This window comes from Rhizobium sp. N621, assembly GCF_001664325.1.
In the GTDB taxonomy this organism is placed as follows: domain Bacteria; phylum Pseudomonadota; class Alphaproteobacteria; order Rhizobiales; family Rhizobiaceae; genus Rhizobium; species Rhizobium esperanzae.
In genome coordinates, this window is sequence record NZ_CP013495.1 from 2,252,121 (window position 1) to 2,273,013 (window position 20,893).

A 20,893-nucleotide genomic window follows, 5' to 3' on the forward strand; every position below is an offset into this window, starting at 1 on the left:
TACGAAGCCTTCAGTCGAGAAACGGCAAGACGACGAATGTGCCGGGGTCGAGCTTGTGGCGGATGCACACATCCTGCGCCAGCGCAAAATACCGTTCCGCTTCATCCATGTCGTCGTGTTCAAGGCTCAGTGTCGCCAAACCATCATAACACGGAAAGAGCAGTTGCGGCTCGTCAATTTCCTTCGCAACCTCAAGGGCTTCCTCGTAATACTTACGAGCTAGCTTCGGCTGCCCATGACATTGATGTATCTGCCCGAGCACGATCAGCGGTACGGAGAGATGGTCGCGCTGATCGAGCGCCCGGTCGATTTCCACCGCCTTTTCCGCCGCCGGGACGCCTTCGGCTCCGCAGCGATCGGTGAAGGTGCAGCAGGAGACCGCGAGATTGGCGAGAAGACGCGCCTGGAAGCCGAGATCGCCGATACGGGTGGCGACCTCCAACCCGCGCCGGCAGATCCTGATGGCGTTGGCCGGATCGACGATCGTGTAGAGAACGCCGAGGTTGGAATAGGCGCGGCAGGCGGCGCTTTGCAGATCGGCCTTTTCGGCGACCGAAAGGCTGCGCTCCACTTCCTGCACGGCATCACGGCGGCGTCCGAGCCGCGCGAGCGCTGCACCCTTGGTGTTCAGTGCCTCTGCCATCGCCCGCGCTGCCTCCCGTCCAGCCTCCGTCGTTCCATCGATCGGCAGCGTTTGCAGGCATTGCAGCGCCTGTGTCGCCCATTCGGCAGCAGCAGCCTGGTCGCCGGTGCGGAAGGCGAGGTGGCCGCGTTCCTGCAGGAGATGGGCATGTTCGACCGGCGCATCGATCGGCGCGATCATCGCTTCGGCTTCGGCGCAATGGGCCTCCGCCTGATCGCGGCGCCCCGCATCGAGATGCAGGCGGCTGATCTTGCGCAAGATCCTCGCCACGGCGATCCGATCATCTTTCGCGCGATGGTTCGCAAGTGCTCGCTGATAATGGTTCAGGGCGGCCTCGCGCCGGCCGGCAGGACCGCAGAGATCGCCAAGGCGCTCCAACAGTGCCGATTGCTCCGGCGTCGCCTCCGGCTCGTCGGCAAAGGCGGCAAGAGCCTGACGGTAGAGACGCATGGCATCGTCATTGGCGTAAATCTTGCGCGCCATATCGCCCGCCGCCATAAGATAGCTGGCGCCCTTAGCCTTTTCGGTGGTCAGGCTGAAATGATGGCCGAGCTGCGCCAGATGCTCCGCCCGATCGGGCGCCACGCCATATTGACGTTCCAGCGCCCTGCCGATCCGTCGGTGAAGCTCCATGCGCCGTTGCAGCAGCAGATTGTGGTAGATGACATCGTGCATCAGCGTCTGGCTGAAGCGGTAGCCTGGCGCTATCTCGGCGTCCGGCCCGCGCAATTCCTCGATGATATTGGCATCGCAGAGATAATCCAGCGCCGCATCGATGCCGGCCGGGTCGGTCGCGACGGTGCGGAGCAGGGCGGTATCGAACTTAGGGCCGACGACCGCCGCCTCCTGCGCCAGACGCCTGATCTCCTGCGGCAGCCGGTCGACACGGGCAAGCAACAGGGCCTGTAGATTGACGGGTATATCGACATCCGTGTCTTCGGCCGCGACATGCCAGCGCTGGCCGTCATTGTGCAGCGTACCCATGTCGATCAGCCCGCGCAGGATTTCTTCGATGAACAGCGGATTGCCGCCGGCGCGATCGAGGATGCGCTTGCGCATCGGCGCCGGCAACTTGCCGTGACCCTCGCCAAAAAAGGCGGCAAGCAGCTTCTGCCCATCGGCAGCGAGGAGGGGACCGAGACGCTGGACGGTGACGCTGACGCGATTGGAGTCCAGCGGGTCCGTCTGCGACGTCGGCCGATAGATCGCAAGCAGCATCAGCCGGCTGCGCTCCAGTCGGTCCATCATGAAGCGCAGCACCTCCAGCGAGGCGGCATCCGCCCAGTGGAGATCCTCGATGACAAGAAGGAGAGGGCCTTGCGCCAGCCGGCGCTCGAAAACGGTGCGGACCGCATAGAAGATCTGCCGCCGCAATTGTTCCGGCTCGATGTGCCGGAGCGCGCCATCAGGATCGCCGAGGCCGAGAACATGCAGAAAGAGCGGCAAAAGCGCCTCGATGTCATCAGGCCTGAGATCGAGGGCACGGAACCCTGTTGTCAGCAGTTGCCGTGTCTTGTCGGGATCGTCGCGCTCGCCGATTCCGTAAGCGCTCCGCACGACCGCGGCGAGCGTGCCGTAGGATTGTTCGCCGAGGGGAGAGCAGCTGGCTTTGCGGATGGCAAGGCCGGGGAAACGGTCCGCATCGGCGGCGACGCCGACGAATTCGCTGGCCAGGCGCGATTTGCCGATGCCTGCTTCGCCGATCAGGCGGACGAGCTGCGCGGCCCCGCCACAGGCAAGATCGAGGCAGGTCAGCAGGCGCGACAATTCCGCGTCCCGTCCGACCATTGGCGCCTGAAGGCCGAAACTTTCGAGCCCGCGTGCCGTATGCGGCGCTTCCAGCAGCCCGCTCAGCCGATGCACGAGCACGTTTCCACTCTTGCCGCGCAATGCCTGCGCGCCGAGGCTGTCGAAGGCAAAGGCGTGGCGGGTGAGGCGATAGGTCAGCGGACCGACGAGAATATCGTTTTCGCCAGCCATGGATTGCAGCCGTTGCGCGGTGTTCACCGTGTCGCCGGTTACGGAATAGGATTTCGCACCGGCGGCGCCGAAACCGCCGGTGACGACAGGGCCGCTGTTGATGCCTATATGCAGACGCAGCGGCACGCCGGCGCGCGATTGCCAGCGTTTGCCGACTGTAGCGGCGCGGTCGATCATATCAAGTGCGGCGCCAAGCGCCCGCACCGGATCGTCCTCATGGGCGGCAGGCGCACCGAACAGTGCCAGAAGCGCATCGCCGACAAATTTGTCGACGAAGCCGCCATAGGCTTCCACCGCCCGGGTCATCTCTTCGAACAATTCGTTCTGCAGCGCCCGCATGACTTCAGGGTCGATCTGCTCGCTCAGCGACGTGAAACCGCAGAGATCGGCAAAGAGCACCGTCACCGGCCGTCGGTCGGCATCGCTGTCGGATTTCGTCGGCACCACCTCAATAATCGGCTTCGGCGCAGGCGAGGCTTTGCCTGAAATCGATGCGCCGCATTTGGGGCAGAAGGCAAAATCGGGCTGGCACGCATAACCGCAGGCGGCGCAAGAGAGAGGCTGCCTTGCGCCGCATCGCGGACAGAAAGCAAAACCGCTCTGAATATCGAAACCGCAGCCGGCGCAGTCCATCGCTGGCATCTCACGAACCCGGCATCCGACGGCTATATCAGCCGCAACCAACGGGCCTCAACAGAAGAGCAGCATGAACCTGTTGCCCCGTGCCCGCAAGCGTCAAACAGGTGGCAGAACAACGATCGCCGTTGAACGCCTGACTTTCTTAGATCCGCGTCGGAGGTCAAACGACATCACCTCGTCCCTGCCAGAAACTGGCGGAACCGTTCAGATTTCGGATGGGTGAAAAGCTCGGTGGGCTCCCCTGTCTCTTCGACGACGCCCCGGTGAAGAAAAACCACTTTGCTCGACACGTCTCGCGCGAAGGCCATTTCATGGGTGACAACAAGCATGGTTCGACCTTCCTCAGCGAGCGAGCGCATCACTTTCAGCACTTCGCCGACGAGTTCGGGATCCAGCGCCGAGGTCGGTTCGTCAAACAGCATGACTCTCGGCCGCTGCGCGAGAGCGCGGGCAATCGCAGCCCGTTGCTGCTGCCCGCCAGACAAATGCGCGGGATAGAAATTTCGTTTTTCGGCGATGCCGACCCGTTCGAGCAGAGCTTCGGCCTCCGCGATACATTCCGCGCGGTTGCGCTTCTGCACGTGCACCGGTGCTTCGATCACATTTTCAAGAATGGTCATGTGCGACCAAAGATTGAAATTCTGAAACACCATGCCGATGTGTTCGCGCATCCGATCGACTTGCCTGCGGTCAGCCGGCACCGTTCTGTGCCCCGATTTCTTCAGAGCGTACATCTCGCCGCCGATGCGAATTTCCCCGCTGTCGGGGATTTCGAGCATATTGAGGCATCTCAGCATCGTCGATTTGCCGGAGCCGGATGAGCCGAGGATGGAAATCACGTCCCCCTCATGCGCTTCAAGCGAAATTCCCTTCAGCACTTCCAGCGGGCCGAAACATTTGCGGAGATCCTTGACCGAAACGGCAGCGCTTTTGTTCTTGTTGTCGCCGACCAAAACTGTTCCCCTGTCAGACATGCACACTCCCGTTTAAGATTGCAGCCGCATACGCATATGAGGCGAAAGCCAGAAATCCACCGCCATGAGCATCCGTGTGACGATGAAAATGATCGCGAGGTAGATCGCGCCGGCGACGATGAAGATCTCGAAAGCGCGGAAGCTGTCGGCGATCAGTTTTCCAGCCAGACCGGTGACTTCCATGATCGTGATGACAGACGCGAGCGCTGTTGCTTTGATCATCAGGATGATCTCATTGCCGTAAGCGGGCAGCGCATGCCTGATGGCGATCGGCAGGATGATCCGTCTGAACAAGAGAATGCCCGACATGCCGCAAGCGCGAGCCGCCTCGATCTCCTGAGCGGACACGGCCAGCAGTCCTCCCCGGAAAATTTCGCTGCAGTAGGCGGCAGTATTCAGAGTGAGGGCGAGCACCGCACACCAGTAGGGTTCGCGAAAGAACCCCCAGACGCCGAGGTCCTGCAGGCCGTGTCTGAATTGGCCGAGGCCATAATAGATCAGGAACATTTGGACGAGAAGCGGCGACCCTCTGAAGACGAAGACATAGGCACGGGTTATGGTTCGGCCTATTTCACCGCCGGTCACGGCCAGGAGCGAGATCGCCAGCGCCAGCGCGCTGCCTGCCACGACGGACGTGACGGCAAGCTCAAGCGTCAGCGGCAAACCGGTCAGAAGCGTGAGAAACGTATCCCACATAAAGTCCAGATCCATCACAACGCTCTCCTTGTGCCCTGGATCGTTCGCGCTTCCATGCGTCTGAACAGGATTGATGAAAGCCAGGTGATGACGAGATAAAGAACGACCGCCGTCAGGTAGAACTCGAACGGCCGGCGCGTCGATCCGGCTGCGATCTGCGATTGGCGCAGCAGTTCGACGAGACCCGTGACGGAGATCAATGCCGATTCCTTCAGGACGAGCTGCCAGGTGTTTCCGAGGCCTGGAATAGCGTAGCGCAGGACGAGGGGGGCAACGATACGCCTGAATTTGGGCCATGGCCGCATGCCGACGGCGCTGGCGGCTTCGATTTCGCCGCGTGCAACCGACCTGTAGGCGCCGCGAAATACCTCAGCCTGATAGGCCGCCGAAACCACGCCAAGCGCCAGGGTTCCGGTCAAAAATGCCGGCATTCCAATGAAGCCTTGATAGCCGAACAGGCCGCCCAAGGATCCAAGGAATGCGCTGCCGCCGAAATAGAAAAGATAGATGACCAGAAGGTCGGGCACGCCGCGCAGAACGGTCGTGTAGCAATCCGCAAGCCACCGGATGGTCAGGTGGCGGGACAGCTGCATGAAGGTAATGACCGTCCCGATCAACGTTCCGGTCAGGAAGCCGCAGACGGACACACCGATGGTCATCGCGGCCGCAGTCAGTAGTAGCCAACCCCAACCCGTCTGCTCGAAGCCGACGAGAGCCAGGTAACTGTCGATAGGTGCCATGCGGGGACCCCTTGGTAAAAGATCGGGTTGCGCGTCAGTCGGCTGCGCGCCGATGCGCCCAGATGCGCTGGAGCTTCGACATGTTTTTGAGCGAGCTTTGCACATGCGCTCTTGCTGCTGCGGCCGCCGCCTCCCGGTCGCGTGCGCAGATGGCGTCTGCGATCGCCCGGTGTTCGTCGAGATCGGTGTGCTCCAGATCCACCCAGAGAACTTCGAGCCAAAGGGCGAGGCGAAGCTGCTGATAAACTTGATCCGTCACCCTGACGAGGGCCTCGTTTCGGGTTGATTCCACGATGACGCGATGGATGTATAGTCCAAGGTCGAGGTTGCGGGCCGCGTCAGAGGGCGTCTTGTTCGTCGTATCCTTCAGTTCAACCATCTGGGCAATGACGTCACGGAGCCGATCGAAGTCTTCCTCGCTCGCTACCTCGCAGGCGAGTTGCGCGGCGCAAACATCGAGCGCTTCGCGAACGACCAGCAGATTGCAGAATTTGGTGACGTCGAGGTCGGTCACCGTGTAGCCGAAATTCCGCTGACCGACGATAAGCCCTTCTTCTTCCAGCTTCATCAGCGCTTCGCGCAGCGGTGTTCGGCTGACGCCGAAGCGCTTGGCGAGCGTCACTTCCGACAGGCGCTCGGAGGGGCGAAGCTGGCCGGTGAGGATCAGATCCTTCAATTGCAGATAGGTGCTCTCACGCAACGATCCTCGCTGTTCTGTCTTGGTCGATGCCAATCGATTCCCCTTCCGTCTCTGGTCCATTCGCCCCTCGGTGATGACACCATAACTTTTTCCCTCTTGCTCGATCAAGCGGAATACGATTATGTATACAATGTTGGCTACAACAAGCAATCGTCTTTTCGCCGGCGTTCAAAAGTCGCCCGCGATCTGGTCGCAACATCTGGAGGTCCGATGCCGGAGATTCTCAGTCTGGACGAACTGCGGGAGCGCTTTTCGAACGCTTCAGGCGGTGAGATGTTCGATCCGGAGTTTCGCAAGGTGGCCGACCTGGTCTTCGGCGAGGGCGATCGTCGCCAGGCGCCTTACTGCGGCGTCCCGACATTGCTGAAAGCCCCGTATCGTCCGGACGCCGCGCCCAGTTTTGCCGATATAGATATCGCGCTTTTCGGCATTCCGATGGATCTCGGGGTGACGAACCGGTCGGGCGCGCGGTTCGGGCCAAGAGCCGTACGCAACGTCGACCGCGTTGGCCCCTACGATCATGTCCTGCGGACCGTCCCGACTGCCCATGCCCGTGTTGCCGATGTCGGCGATGTCCTGTTCAAAAGCCGCTTCGATCTTGCGGCATCCCATGACGATATCGAGGAATTTGTCGGCGGCTTGATAGGGGCGGGAGTCGTGCCCCTGGCCGTCGGCGGCGACCACTCGGTCGGCCTTCCCATCCTCAGGGCCGTCGGCAGGGATCGCCCTGTGGGGATGATCCATATCGACGCCCATTGCGACACGGGCGGTTCGTTCGAAGGATGCAAATTCCACCACGGCGGACCCTTTCGCCAGGCGGTTCTGGACGGTGTGCTTGATCCCAGGCGGACGATCCAGATCGGAATTCGCGGCAATTCCGAATATCTATGGGAATTCTCCTATGCATCAGGCATGACCGTCATTCATGCGGAAGACGTCGGTGATCTCGGCATCAGCGCCGTCATCGCCAAGGCGAGAGAGATCGTCGGGGCGGGGCCGACCTATGTCAGCTTCGACGTCGATTCTCTCGATCCGGCATTTGCGCCAGGCACGGGAACCCCCGAAGTCGGCGGCCTGACCTCGGCCCAGGCCCTCGGCATTCTGCGCGGTCTTATCGGCTTGAACATAGTCGGCGGCGACGTTGTCGAGATCGCTCCGCAATACGACCCGACGTCGAATACGGCGCAAATTGCCGCTCAGGTATTGTTCGAGCTCCTCTGCCTTGCGGCCGAGGCAATCAAGGTTCGCGCGTCCTAGCAAACGGACGTCGCGGAGTCTGCAACCGCCTCGCTTGGGAAAAGGGCAGGGCGCACCAAAAAGGGGAATAAAACATGCGAGTATCAAAACTTTTGCTGACGTCCGCTTTGCTCGGCGTCATCTCGGCCGGCGCTGCCGCTGCGCAGACGAAACCAACCGAAATCACCATCGCGACCGAGGGCGCCTATGAGCCCTGGAACTTTACCGGTCCTGACGGCAAGCTGGCAGGGTTCGAGATTGATCTCGCCAATGACCTTTGCGCACGCATGAAGGTGAAATGCACCATCGTGGCGCAGGACTGGGATGGGCTCATTCCATCGCTCACGGCCAAGAAATTCGACGCCATCATGGCCTCGATGATCGTGACCGAAAAGCGCCTTGCCGTCATCTCCTTCAGCAAGCCCTATGCTCCGACCGCGGCCGCTTTCATGGTCGAGAAAACCGGTCCTCTTGCAGATCTGCCGGGGACCGGGATGACGGTCGACCTCGCTGCGGACAAGGCGAAGGTTGAGCAGGAATTGCAGCCGCTCCGGGACGCCCTCAAAGGCAAGGCCGTGGGCGCCCAGGTGTCGACGGCGAACGCAGTCTTTCTCGACACCTATTTCAAGGGCGTTGTCGATCCAAGAGAATACAAGACCGTCGAGCAGCATGATCTGGACCTCCAGGCCGGTCGCATCGACGCCGTCGTTGCCCAAAAAACGTCGTTGACTGCAACGCTCGGCAAGGACGACTTCAAGGACTACAAGATCGCCGGCCCGACCTTCAAAGGCGGGGTCTTTGGACAGGGGATCGCGGCAGGTCTTCGCAAGGACGATACGATGTTGAAGTCGATGTTCGACGCGGCCATCGAAGCGGCGGAAGCCGACGGCACGATCAACAAACTTGCTCAGAAATGGATCAAGACATCCCTTGATTGATTAAGCGGCAAAGCTCCCACGGCAGCAATTGGCAGCCGGCGCACCGAGTAGGTCGCGCCGGCTGACCAGCGCAGCTGTACCGCGCGTCGCCAATGAAATAGACCCACATTTGGAGAACCTCTGTGACCATCCTTCTCAACTCCGTCGAATCCCGCGACGCTGCGTTTGTTCTTCATCCCTATACCAACGCTTCGCAGCATCTGAAGGACGGCCCGCTGGTGATCACCAGGGGCGAGGGGATTCATATCGTCGACAGCGAAGGCAACAAATATATCGAAGGTCTTGGCGGGTTGTTCTGCGCGTCGCTGGGCTTCAGCGAACAACGTCTGGTAGACGCCGCGACTCGCCAGATGAAGGAATTGCCGTTCTATCACAGCTTCGGCGGCAAAACGCATGAGACGGCGGTCGAGCTTGCCGAACGGCTCATTCAGCTTTCACCGGTTCCCATGTCGAAAGTGTTCTTCGCCAATTCGGGTTCCGAGGCCAACGACACGGCCATGAAGCTTGTCTGGTACTATCACAATGCCATCGGCATGCCGGAAAAGAAGAAGATCATCTCGCGCATGCGGGCTTATCACGGCGTGACCATTGCTTCGGCCAGCCTCACCGGGTTGCCGAACAATCACCGCGATTTCGATCTGCCGATTGATCGGGTGCTGCATACCGATTGCCCGGAGTTTTATCGCTATGGCCGCCCGGGCGAAACGGAGGAAGAATTCGCGACGCGCTGTGCCAACTCGCTTGAGCAGATGATCCTCGCCGAGGGACCGGAAACCATCGGCGCATTCTTCGCCGAGCCCTTGATGGCATCCGGCGGCTGCATCGTTCCGCCGCCGACCTATTACGAGAAGATCCAGGCGATCCTCAAGAAATACGACGTGCTGCTGATCGCCGACGAAGTCATCTGCGGCTTTGGCAGGCTCGGCACGATGTTCGGTTCCGAAAGCTTCGGGCTCCAGCCGGATATGATCGTCATGGCAAAGCAGCTTTCGGCAGCCTACCAGCCGATCTCCGCCCTGATGATCAACGAAAAGATCCATTCCGCGGTCGTTGCCGAGAGCGAGAAAATCGGAACATTCGGTCATGGATTCACCTATAGCGGCCATCCGGTCGCGACGGCCGTCGCCCTGGAAACCCTGAAAATCTACGAGGAACGTGACATCGTTGGCCACGTCCGCACCATCGCCCCAGTGTTCCAGCGGCGGTTGAACGAACTTGGCGACCATCCGCTCGTCGGCAACGCCCGCGGTCGTGGGCTCATCGGCACCCTTGAACTGGTTCGCAACAAGGAAACGAAAGAGCCGTTCAAGCCGACGGACGGCATTGCCATTCACGCAGGCAAGCAGGCCCAGGTCCATGGCGTCATCACGCGCGCCCTTGGCGACAACTACTCGCTATGCCCGCCGCTTATCATCACCGAGGCGGAGATCCACGAATTGTTCGATCGCTCCACGCGCGCATTGGATGATACCTATACATGGGCGAGGACAACCGGCCTCTATTGAGCGAAGGAAGCGACGATATGCGAAATTTCGAATTGCCGGGACGATCGATGGCCGTCGGCCGCAATGGCATGGCGGCGACATCACACCCGATGGCGACTTTGACCGCGATCGAGATCCTGAAAGCCGGCGGCAAGGCCATCGACGCCGCCGTCGGCGCCTGCGCCGTCCAATGTGTCGTGGAGGCTGGATCCACCGGCATAGGCGGCGATTGCTTTGCGCTGCTGGCGTCGAATGGAAATGATGATGTCGTTGCCTATAACGGCTCGGGACGCACGCCGGCGGCGGCACATTTTGCCTGGTTTCGAGAAAACGGCATCTCTTCGATCGAGCGGTCATCGCCGCATGCGGTGACCGTTCCTGGGGCGGTGGACGCCTGGACCCGCCTCGTTGCCGATCACGGCAGGATGCCGCTGTCGGAAATTCTTGCGCCGGCAATTGCACTGGCTCGCGACGGCTATGCGATCACGCCACGGGTTGCCGCCGACATTTCGAATCAACGTGACTTGCTGCTGCGCGATCCATCGACCCGTCGCCTTTTCCTGATCGATGATCAGGCTCCGCCGGTCGGATCGGTTCAATATCAGCCGGAACTGGCGCAGACGCTGGAAACGATCGCAACGTCGGGCCGTGACGGCTTCTATCGCGGTCCGGTGGCAGCCGACATGGTGACCCGGCTGAATTCCCTTGGCGGCCTCCATACAGTTGAGGATTTTGCCTCAGCTGCCGGCGAATATGTGAAGCCGGTCAGCGCGAGATACCGCGGATGGACGGTGCATGAATGTCCGCCGAACGGGCAGGGCATTGTCGCTCTGATGATCCTGAAGATCCTGGAGCGGTTCGAACGCAAAGGCGACCCGCTTGGTGTGGACAATCTGCACATCGAAGTCGAGGCCACGCGGCTGGCTTATGCGGCTCGTGATCGATGGGTCGCCGACATGGCCGCCTCAAACGTTCCGGTCGACTTCCTGTTGTCCGATGAACTCGCCGACAGCCTTGCCGCCAGGATCGACCTGAGCACCATCGCCGATGCCTGGGCCGTTATCGAAGGCGTCGAGCATGCCGACACCGTCTACATTTCCGTTGTCGACAAGGATCGAAATGTCGCCAGCTTCATCAACTCGATCTTCCATTCCTACGGAAGCGGAGTGATGGCACCGAATTCCGGCGTCTTGTTCCACAATCGCGGCCAGAGCTTCAGTATGAAGCAGGGGCATCCGAACGCGATGGGGCCGCGCAAGAGGCCCATGCACACGATTATCCCGGGTCTGGTCACCCGCAATGGTAAAAGCGTTTTGTCCTTCGGCGTGATGGGTGGGCACTATCAGGCGATGGGCCATGCCCACTTCCTCTCCAAGCTGTTCGATTTCAATCTGGACATACAAAGTGCGATTGATCTGCCTCGGCTCTTTCCGCTGCCCGGCACCACATCAATCGAAACCGAAGCGCTTCTTCGAACCTCGATCGGGCGTGATCTTGAAGCTCGCGGCTTCAAGGTCGTCGCACCGAAGTGGGCGATCGGCGGCGCCCAGGCGATCTGGATAGACGATCAAAACAACACGCTGCTGGGCGCCTCCGATCATCGAAAAGATGGTTGCGCGCTCGGTTACTAGAGGCGGTGGAGAGCTGAATGTCGGCATATCCGAATACTCAACTTTATATCAATGGCCGCTGGAGGCGGGGTTCAAACGACGATCTGACCGTCGTCAATCCGGCTTCGGGCGACGTCATCGGCCGTGTTTCCAATGCCGGCGCTGGTGATCTCGACGAAGCGCTTTCGGCCGCCGCCGCCGGGTTTGAGCAGTGGCGGCGCATAAGTGCGTTCGAGCGGGCAAAGCTGATGCATGCGGCGGCGGAGATCCTGCGGCAGCGCTCTGCGGCGATCTCTCGAATAATGACATTGGAACAAGGCAAACCGCTCGCCGAGTCCAAGGCAGAGGCAGCCGCGGCTGCCGATATCATAGACTGGTTTGCCGAGGAAGCCCGCCGTGCCTACGGCCGGCTCATCCCGCCACGAGCGGCCAATGTCAGACAGATGGTGGTCAAGGAGCCTGTCGGCCCGGTGGCCGCCTTCAGTCCCTGGAACTTTCCGCTGAACCAGGCCGTCCGCAAAGTTTCGGCCGCGCTTGCGGCCGGCTGCTCGATCATACTGAAGGGGCCGGAGGAAACGCCGGCAAGCTGTGCTGAACTGGTTCGCGCCTTTGCCGAGGCGGGCCTGCCGGCAGGCGTCCTCAATCTCGTTTTCGGGATGCCGGCCGATATTTCCAATCACCTGATCCCGCACCCCGTTATCCGGAAAATTTCCTTCACCGGATCGACCGTCGTCGGCAAGCAGCTTGCCTCCCTGGCCGGTGCCCACATGAAGCGGGTGACCATGGAACTCGGAGGCCATGCGCCGGCGATCGTCTTCGATGACGCCGATATCGATCTTGCGGTCAGACTGTTAGCCGCTGCGAAGTTTCGAAATGCCGGGCAAGTCTGCGTGGCGCCGACCCGGTTTCTCATCCAGGAACCCGTCTTCGATAAATTCCTCGATGGCCTGGTAAAGGCGGCCGAGGCGATTAAGGTCGGCGATGGATTAAGCGACGGCGTAACCATGGGACCGCTTGCCAACGCGAGGCGGGTAGGGGCCATGGAGGCGCTGACAGCCGACGCGGTGATGCACGGTGCGAAGATTGCGACCGGCGGCAAACGGATCGGCAATCTCGGCAACTTCTTCCAGCCGACGGTTCTCACCGACGTTCCACAACATGCCCGCGTGCTCAGCGAAGAACCATTCGGCCCCTTGGCGATAGTGAGTGCATTTTCGGACTACAATTCTGCCATCGCGGAAGCCAACCGCCTGCCGTACGGCCTGGCGGCCTATGCCTATACAACTTCGGCAAAGACCAGCGCAGCCCTTGCCCGCGATATCGAGAGCGGCATGCTATCGATCAATCATCATGGGCTGGCGCTGCCGGAATTGCCTTTCGGAGGCATAAAAGACTCCGGCTACGGTTCGGAAGGCGGTTCTGAAGCAATGGAGAGTTACCTCAATACGAAGCTCGTCACCGAGGCGGCTTGAGCAGGCTATCGGCCTGCCCTTGCTGTTCCCTTGCCCTTCATCCGGCAAAATTCGATCAACTGATCCGAGGTCATGGGTCGGGCCAGGGCGTAACCCTGGAGCAAATGGCAACCGAGATCTTTCAGGATCTTCGCGTGCTCCATTGTCTCCACGCCCTCGGCAACGATGTCGATGTTCTGCGACCGGCCGATTTCGATGATGGAGGAGACCAGACGGCGTTGCGAGGGGGAGGCGATGATCGGCTTGATGATCTCTCGGTCGATCTTGAGCCGTCGCGGTTCAAATCGAAGCAGGCTGACGATACTGGCATGTTCCGTGCCGAAATCGTCGATCTCGATTTCTATGCCCAGCGCTTTGATTGCCGGAATGACCTCGTTGAGAGCAGGCTGAAGCTCGTCGAAGGAGATTGTCTCGAGCAGCTCGAAACATAGGCGACCCTTCGCTGCGGGAAGCGCGGACAGCTCGGCGAGCAGATTTGCCTGCGCCAGCCGGCGCGCTGAAATATTGACGGAGACCCGTGGAATATACATTCCCAAGCCGTCCCAGCGCGTCAGCTCGAACAGCGCCTTTTGCAGGATCAGCTTGTCCATATCGCCGCTGCGCCCCAGTTTTTCCGCAGCATCCAGAAATGCGTTCGGGCCGAGCAGACCTTTTCGCGGATGATCCCAGCGGGCAAGCGCTTCGACACCTGCGATATCAAGCGTGTTTGCATTGAACTGCGGCTGGAAGAATGCAACGAGTTCATCGCGTTCGAGCGCTTGGTTGAATTCATCCGCCAGTTCTTTTGCATGGATTGCCGCGCTGCGAAGCTCCTCGGTAAAAACGGCTGCGCGGCCGCGGCCGGCTTTCTTCGCCTCGTACAGCGCCAGATCGGCATTCAGAAGCAGCTGGCCGAGGTCGCGGTCGCGGGCGCTTTCAGTCTCCCAGGCGACACCGACGCTGGCGCCGACTACATAACCAGCTCCATCGATAAAAATGGTCTGCTGCAGCGCGTCGACAATCTGTCTGGCCAATTCGGCTGCTTTAGGCTCGGGATCGGTGCTCCAGCTGGCGACAACGAACTCGTCTCCGCCGATGCGTGCTGCAACATCGTTCGGTCCGGTCAAATCGGCAAGCCGCGAAGCGGTTGTCTGCAGGACCATGTCACCGCCGGCGTGCCCCTTCGTGTCGTTGATCTCTTTAAACCGGTCAAGGTCGATATGGATGAGGATCAGACGGTCCTGCGGATCGGGCCTCGGCGGCTGCGAGATCATCTGGTCGACAAACCGCCGATTGGGTAGCCCGGTGAGGGCATCATGCAGCGACAGGTGCTCCAGCCTCTGCCGGGCCCGGACGAGCTTGCTCTTGTGAAGGCGAAGCTTTTCGATGGTCTTCTGGCGGGATTTGGTCAGAAAGCCCACCCAGACGATCGGTGCGACGACGCACAAGGCCAACAGACTGGCATAGAGCTCAAAAGTGCCGATGCCGTTATTCTGGCCCCAGCCATTCCTCGGAAGTGCGGCGAGGGACCATCGGCCGTAAGTCATATCGACGGAGGCGACGACCGGCTTCTTCCCAAAAGTTTCCAGGCTGCCGAGAAAGACCTGTTTGGGCGAATTCGGCTCCGGCGTCGTGCTGATGGCGATCTCAAGGTCGGTCGAACTAAGGCCGCTATCCCGGTATAGCCTCGGAATATCGACGATTCCAGAAAGCAGACCCCAAAAGATCTGGCTGTTTCCGTCGTCGACGTAAACCGGACACCTGACAACGAAAGCCGTTCCGCCTTGGACAAGTTCCACCGGGCCCGTGAGGACGATATTGTGGGTGTTGCGCGCCAGCATCGCAGCGGCCCGTTGCTTCTCATTTTTTCGGTAGTCGAGTCCGATGGCTTTTTCGTTTCCTGTTTCCGGATAAACCCACTGGACCACCATGTCGGGCGCTGCAGCGAAGCTTCGCAATTGCGAATCAGGCTGCAGAATCTGCGCGGCAAGTTTGGAAAATTTGTTCTGGCCCATCGCCGGATCGACCGCGATACCCGCCGCCAAACCTTGCAACAGCTTCACATTGCTGTTGAGGTTTGTCTGAAGTCGAGATGATATCGTCGCAAGCTCGCCGGCAACAACCGAGCGTTCGTCGGCCAACGACCGCTCAAGCCGCCAGTTCGTTGCCACCCAGACGACGATGGCTGCGATAATGGCCGCAAATAGTGCCGGAGCGAAGGCGCTCGCATGGCTCATCAGGGAGCCCGCGAGGCTGCGAATTGCCTTTGTATGTCTTCGAAACTTCATCAGGTCGCCAGTGTGAATGACAGGCTTGCATCCTTGCACAGTTTCTTTAAGGCAACGCTAAACCGTCGATCTGGTTGCAGGAAAGACAATCCAGTGGGGAATATCGTCAGTCGGCACGCACAGGTGCGTCCATCTTTGTAGAGCCGGGCGGGTAAGCGAGGAGGCGAGATTGTCGCATCTCTGACTGGCCCAACTGTCGCTACTAAATAGCTCCTACAATGTGGCGGGGAAGTTGGAATGTCCGCCGTTGTGCAAAGTAGAAATGTCCGCGAGGTTGCTACGCGGCACACCGATCAGCCCCGATCTGAGCGGCTGATACCGGTTGCAAGAGCAGATCGGGGCGGGTGAGACACCCCTTCGGCTTTAGCTTTGAGACTATCCGATCGACGGTTCACTCGGCAGCCTGCTGCCTCAACAGCGCTTTCTCTCGCCGCGCAATCACCGCCGGATCATTCATGTAGTCCGTGCGCCTTCCGGGCTTGCGACCTCTCGGCTTATAGCCATTTTTGTCGCTGTTGCTCTTCACGACCGGCTTTTCCTGCTGGTCCTGACGCTCCTTGATATAGGCCAGAACATCACCGAGCCGCTTGTTCTCGGTAATTGCCGCATGCGTCACCCGCTGGTCCTTGTCGAACACCGTGTAGGGCAGGGAATGTCCCTTCCAGCGCACATCCAGGCGGCCGTCAGCATAGGCATAGGTCTCGACATAGCGGCCCACCAGACCGCGCGTCACCTCGGTCTCCTCCAGCATGATCCGCTTGCGTTCAAACGAAAACGTCAACTGCGCCCCGACGTAACGCTGCTCGCGCTTGCAAAGGATCTCAGTTAACCGACCCGGGGCCAGATTCAGCGGCCGGTGCAAATCCTCGGACCGGGCAGGGATGATCGCAAACCGCGCATTGTAGTGCTCCATGAAGCCAGGCAAAAACGCATTGCCAGTCTCCATGTCGCAGATCCCCGCCAGCCGTAATTCCTTGACCAGCCGATCCTGCAGCGTCCGGTTCATGCGCTCGACGCGACCTTTGGCCTGGCTCGAATTTGCGCAAAGAATCTCGATGTTTAGCTCGCAAAGCGCCCGCCCGAACTGGGTCATCCCCTGGCCACCCTTGGCGTCCTTCTTCGCCACCCGGAATACCGAATGCTTGTCGGAGTAGAAGGCCACAGGCGCGCCGTGACGCCTGAGGTATAGCGCCAGTGCCTCGAAATAGCTGAAGGCGCTTTCCGAGCGCACAAACCGCAACTGCATCAATCTGCCAGTCGCATCGTCGACAAACACCAGCAGCGAGCACGGCGGCCCGCGATCCTCGAACCAGCGGTGTTCCGACCCGTCGATCTGCACCAGCTCGCCATAGGCCTCGCGCCGCAGCCGCGGCTGATGAAACGTCCGCCGCTGCTTGGCAGATAGCCACAGGCCAGCCTCCACCATCCAGCTGCGCAACGTCTCGCGCGACACACGCAATCCATCGCGTTCGGCCAGCTTCTCGGCCGCCAGCGTCGGACCGAAATCCGCATAGCGTTCGCCAACCAACGTCATCGCATAATCGCGAACGCCGTCGCTGATCCGGTTGTTCGATGGCCGACCGATCGCCTTGTGCCTTATCGATGCCGCGCCGTCAGTGCGGATCCGATCCAGCAGCCGACGCACCTGGCGCTCGCTCAGATCAAGCACATGTGCCGCCGACACCAACGTCATGCGGCCGTCGACCACCTTCGACAAAATCTCGATCCGCTGCAGATCGCGCTCGCTCATCGCTATCAATCCCATCCGCAATCTCCACCGTCATCAAAAACGGGAAGAGAGTGACATTCTAACTTTGCAGAAACAGGACACTTTAACTTTGCGGCTACAGCAAAAAATCGCATAAGGTAGATTATGGAACACGAGAGCGGATTTCCGACGCTTTGCTTTTGACCACAAACCGTCTCTCCGCAATGGTCAGCAGGATTTATCGCTGAACGAGATTATCGGATAAAAGGCCGACATGCCTAGTTCGGTCGGTCGAATGAAAGTAGCAGACTTTCCACTCCGCCCTCGATGACGTCTCGATACGGCAGAAACCCTGCGGACAGCGAACCCCGATTAGCTATTTTGTTCTCTTTAGCGTGACAAATGAAACATTTGCAGTCTTGGGGAAAAAGCGAAGGAACCACGTTCAGCACATATGAGCGAAGCATAGCTTTCCCCAAGCCTCTCCCTATGAACTGCACATCTCCGATAAATAAGTCGACCGCTACGCCGTCATGCTCGCCTATCTCAGACGCGAATTCGGGATAGTCGCGAAGCAAATAGCACTGCAATTTTCCGAAAGGCTCACCATTATAACAAGCTATATGGCAATGGGTAGGATGGCTTGGGCTCAGGCGCTCAGAATACTTCCTCTGAACTTCCTCGATCGTTATCGGCGTCTTCTGGTAGTGAGCACGCATATGAGGGCTATTTAGCCACTCACATAACATCGGAAAATCTGCTTCGGTGAGTGACCTGAAATCAATCATCTGGCTGAATCTTTAGGTTGATTGCTCGACAAGTTCTACTCGCACATCGCCCGCGGGCATTCAAACAAGGGGCATGGAAGCCTTGCGGTTTGTCACTCCTCAATCGGCAAGATGGGTTTTGTTGGTCTCTGGAGTTTCGACGCGGCGGCTGATGACGCTGCATCGGCCGTTCCGCCGGAGACATGCACCGTCGGTGTTGCAAACTGAATGCCCTTTTCGGCGAAGGTCTTCTTCAGCATGGCAAGCGCCTTTCGGCGGACGCCAAACTGTTCGCCCGGTTTGGCCATGAATTTCAGCCTGATCTGCACGCCATAATCCGCCATCTGCTCAATGCCCTGCATTTTCAAGGGCTCGATAATATTGGACCCCAGCTCGGCATCGTCCAGAAGCTCGACGCCAATGCGCTTGATGGTCTTGCGGACCTCCTCGAGGTCGCTGTCATAGTTCAGCGTAAGCGTGATGATGTCGATGACCCAGTCGCGGCTCAGATTTTGCACCGCGCCGAGTTCGCCGAATGGAACGATGGTGACAGGACCGCGGTGGTGTCGCAAGCGGATCGATCGCAGCGAAAATCCTTCGACAGTACCTTTGTATTTTGCCGCCTGGATATATTCTCCAATGCGGAAGGCATCGTCGAACAGATAAAAGACCCCGGAGATAATGTCCTTGACGAGCGTTTGCGCACCGAATCCGACAGCTATGCCGACGACACCGGCGCCCGCAAGCAGCGGTCCGATCTGAATGCCGACGGCATCCAGGATCATGAGGAAGCCGACGGCGCCGATCGCGAGGAACAGCACGTTGCGAAGAATGGGAAGAAGCGTATTCAACCGCTGACGGCGGCGCGCCTCTGGCCCCTCCTGATGGCCTGCATTCACGCTTCGCGACGCCACTTCCATCTGCGTGTCGATCAGAGTGCTGACGAGCTTCCAGATGACGTCGGTCACCAGCAATACGATCACGATCCGGATTCCCGCCCGGATCAGACGTGTGGTCACCGTTTCGGCTGCGGCAAGATCGCCGAGATTGACATCCCACGAGCGGGCGATGAGCAGCGCGGCAACCACGATAAGGCCGTTGCGCAATGTCTGCATGATAACGACCGACCATCCCAAGATGGCCGGATCCTCCACAGCACGCTGATCCTGCGAATTTATGATGATGCGCCGAGTGATATCGCGCGCTACCGATACCGTCAGCGGCAGAAGCGCAATGACGATCACCGTCCAGAATGCAGCCCGCATTCCCGACACCCATAACAGCCACGAGAGAATGATGCCTGCGCTGAATCCGACGCTGATCAGCCGGTTCACCGGCGGCCCGTCGGAACGGAACTGCCGCAGCCAGATCATCGCGATCAGCGCGATCGAGACGGCCGCGAGCCATGCCGCGGTAAAAAGATCGATCAATATGGCCGGAGCTCTTATCGTCCGCATCACTTCGATCGTGGCCCAGCCGGCCGCTAACAGCGCGGCCGTTGCAAGGAGCCAATAGTACCAGAACCACGCAAGCGACGTGACAAGGGTCACAAGCCGCATATGCGGCAGGCGGGCGCCCGGCGCGATCACGATGCGGCCCACCAGCACGCCGAGGCGCACCATGAGCGCAGCTGACAGCAGAATGAGCGCAACATCGCGAAACACAGCGGGCCACGGAAACAGGATGAAGGCGCCGAGGCTTCCGATGAGGTAGCCGATCAATGCGAGAAGTCCCATCGACAGCCGCCCGGCGTGCAGTTTGATCCGCTGCCGGACCGTGTCGGCAGGTGCGGTCAGTATAAAATGAAGAAGCCCTCGTCCCGACCACCAGGCGATGCGCTGCGCGAGAAATCCGCCTGCTATGAAGAGTGTGACCGCCAGGATCAGACCGACAGGGTCGATACGATTGTCTGTCTGGAAGAGCCGGATCGCCGCCTGGATCTGCCCCGGAAGGGTCGGAACTGCGTTGACGAGCGAGAGCAAGCGCTGACGCAACTCCTGCAGTGAGGTCGCGATCGACGGCGACGCTGGCTCTGGTGAGACGGCGGCTGGCGGCCTGGGCTCCTGATTGCCGGGAACGATCCGATCGACCAGAGCGCGACCGGAATCGTCGTTCGGCAATTCGATAATGACCCGGATCGGCGCCGAGGACCCGGATGACTCGGCCGAGGAAGCAGGATTGATGCCGATTGGCTGCAGCGTCGAAAACACGACCGTCAGGATTGTGAATATTTTCCGCAACAGATGGCGGTCGTCGTTGCTGCGCATGTGATCGTGGTCCTCGGACGGTGCCGCTTCTGCTGTAGAGGCTTGGCACTTTGTGAAGCGTCGTGCCATCTACGTCAATCGACGAACCTGTCTGGCCGAGGCAGGCTGATCGTTGCCCCAGCTGCGGTCATTGCCGATCTTTGTCTCGGTGACAGATCATAGGGGCGCCCTCCCCGGCCTGCAGACTCTCTACGGCACGGTGCCGGCGACGGTTGGCAATGTCAGAAATGAATTTGGGGCAACAGCTGGTGCGGCCCGCGGTCAGACCGCGGGCCGCACATCCGGCTCTCCCCCGAGTTGCCGGAGGACCTGGCGTCTCAGATGGTCAGCACTTCACCACCGTCTCGTCTCGGAGAGGTGCCCCGCAGCTCCCGCCAGCAAGATGCCGAACGGCAGACTGCGAATGATTCTGGCGGCGATGAAAGCCGCGCCCGTGGCCAAGGCGAGCTTTGCCCAGGGATAGCTGCCGAGTTGCACATGGGCGTTTGCGTCGATTAAGTTTGCCTGAGCTTTCAGGGCCGATTCCGCATCCTCGCGCAGGATGCCGATCCGGGCGCGCAACAGCCTTACTTCGTGCTGTAGGGTGTCGAGATCGTGATCGGCCTTCTCGCGGGCGGTCGCGGTAGCGGCATCGGCAAAAGGCGGCTCACCTTCCGCGACCAGCTCGTCGGGATCCGGCGGAAGGAAACCGTCGCGATTAATGGATGATTGCATGGACGTCTCCTCAATTATTCAGCAAGGGCGAACGTGGCCGGCTCTCGAGCCAGACACA

The 20,893-nt window shown here is 60.0% G+C and carries 15 protein-coding genes; 5 read left to right on the forward strand and 10 right to left on the reverse strand.

Going from position 1 to position 20,893, the window contains the following annotated elements:
• Positions 1 to 10: 10 nt before the first annotated feature.
• The 5 genes from AMK00_RS10955 to AMK00_RS10975 all read right to left on the reverse strand — a co-directional run bounded on the left by AMK00_RS10955 (position 11) and on the right by AMK00_RS10975 (position 6,432).
• Positions 11 to 3,256, reverse strand: a complete 3,246-nt coding sequence (locus AMK00_RS10955; protein WP_064810404.1) for an adenylate/guanylate cyclase domain-containing protein — start codon at positions 3,254 to 3,256, stop codon at positions 11 to 13.
• Positions 3,257 to 3,432: 176 nt separating this feature from the next.
• Positions 3,433 to 4,236, reverse strand: a complete 804-nt coding sequence (locus tag AMK00_RS10960; RefSeq protein ID WP_064810405.1) for an ABC transporter ATP-binding protein — start codon at positions 4,234 to 4,236, stop codon at positions 3,433 to 3,435.
• 12 nt (positions 4,237 to 4,248) lie between these two features.
• Complete coding sequence (locus AMK00_RS10965; RefSeq protein WP_064810406.1) at positions 4,249 to 4,947, reverse strand: ABC transporter permease; 699 nt, start codon at positions 4,945 to 4,947, stop codon at positions 4,249 to 4,251.
• Complete coding sequence (locus AMK00_RS10970; RefSeq protein ID WP_064810407.1) at positions 4,947 to 5,672, reverse strand: ABC transporter permease; 726 nt, start codon at positions 5,670 to 5,672, stop codon at positions 4,947 to 4,949. Before AMK00_RS10970 ends, AMK00_RS10965 begins: the two co-directional genes overlap by 1 nt.
• 34 nt (positions 5,673 to 5,706) lie before the next feature.
• Positions 5,707 to 6,432: a GntR family transcriptional regulator gene (locus AMK00_RS10975; RefSeq protein ID WP_064810408.1), complete on the reverse strand. Its 726-nt coding sequence runs from the start codon at positions 6,430 to 6,432 to the stop codon at positions 5,707 to 5,709.
• A gap of 150 nt (positions 6,433 to 6,582) precedes the next feature.
• Here AMK00_RS10975 and speB point away from each other — a divergent pair, with 150 nt between their 5' ends.
• From speB to AMK00_RS11000, 5 genes are all read left to right on the forward strand, one after another.
• The gene (gene speB / locus AMK00_RS10980; protein WP_064810409.1) at positions 6,583 to 7,629 is read left to right on the forward strand and encodes an agmatinase; all 1,047 of its coding nucleotides are present in this window, start codon (positions 6,583 to 6,585) and stop codon (positions 7,627 to 7,629) included.
• A gap of 74 nt (positions 7,630 to 7,703) precedes the next feature.
• Entirely contained in the window at positions 7,704 to 8,546 is an 843-nt protein-coding gene (locus AMK00_RS10985; protein WP_064810410.1) for a lysine/arginine/ornithine ABC transporter substrate-binding protein, read from the forward strand.
• 122 nt (positions 8,547 to 8,668) lie between these two features.
• Entirely contained in the window at positions 8,669 to 10,051 is a 1,383-nt protein-coding gene (locus tag AMK00_RS10990; protein WP_064810411.1) for an aspartate aminotransferase family protein, read from the forward strand.
• A 17-nt stretch (positions 10,052 to 10,068) separates the two neighbouring features.
• On the forward strand, positions 10,069 to 11,661 hold the full coding sequence (gene ggt / locus AMK00_RS10995; RefSeq protein ID WP_064811696.1) for a gamma-glutamyltransferase: 1,593 nt from the start codon (positions 10,069 to 10,071) through the stop codon (positions 11,659 to 11,661).
• 17 nt (positions 11,662 to 11,678) lie between these two features.
• Positions 11,679 to 13,112 carry an NAD-dependent succinate-semialdehyde dehydrogenase gene (locus AMK00_RS11000; protein WP_064810412.1) on the forward strand — a complete coding sequence of 478 codons (1,434 nt, stop codon included), beginning with the start codon at positions 11,679 to 11,681 and terminating at the stop codon, positions 13,110 to 13,112.
• 5 nt (positions 13,113 to 13,117) lie between these two features.
• Here AMK00_RS11000 and AMK00_RS11005 read toward each other — a convergent pair whose 3' ends face one another.
• From AMK00_RS11005 to AMK00_RS11025, 5 genes are all read right to left on the reverse strand, one after another.
• On the reverse strand, positions 13,118 to 15,379 hold the full coding sequence (locus AMK00_RS11005) for a bifunctional diguanylate cyclase/phosphodiesterase (protein ID WP_064810413.1): 2,262 nt from the start codon (positions 15,377 to 15,379) through the stop codon (positions 13,118 to 13,120).
• Positions 15,380 to 15,770: 391 nt separating this feature from the next.
• On the reverse strand, positions 15,771 to 17,144 hold the full coding sequence (locus tag AMK00_RS11010; RefSeq protein WP_064810414.1) for an ISNCY-like element ISRel26 family transposase: 1,374 nt from the start codon (positions 17,142 to 17,144) through the stop codon (positions 15,771 to 15,773).
• A 221-nt stretch (positions 17,145 to 17,365) separates the two neighbouring features.
• Complete coding sequence (locus AMK00_RS11015) at positions 17,366 to 17,875, reverse strand: GNAT family N-acetyltransferase (protein ID WP_064810415.1); 510 nt, start codon at positions 17,873 to 17,875, stop codon at positions 17,366 to 17,368.
• A gap of 92 nt (positions 17,876 to 17,967) precedes the next feature.
• Positions 17,968 to 20,121 (reverse strand): mechanosensitive ion channel family protein, encoded by a 2,154-nt coding sequence (locus tag AMK00_RS11020; RefSeq protein ID WP_064810416.1) that lies wholly within the window; start codon positions 20,119 to 20,121, stop codon positions 17,968 to 17,970.
• Between the two features lie 333 nt (positions 20,122 to 20,454).
• Positions 20,455 to 20,835 (reverse strand): hypothetical protein, encoded by a 381-nt coding sequence (locus AMK00_RS11025; protein ID WP_064810417.1) that lies wholly within the window; start codon positions 20,833 to 20,835, stop codon positions 20,455 to 20,457.
• Positions 20,836 to 20,893: the final 58 nt, after the last annotated feature.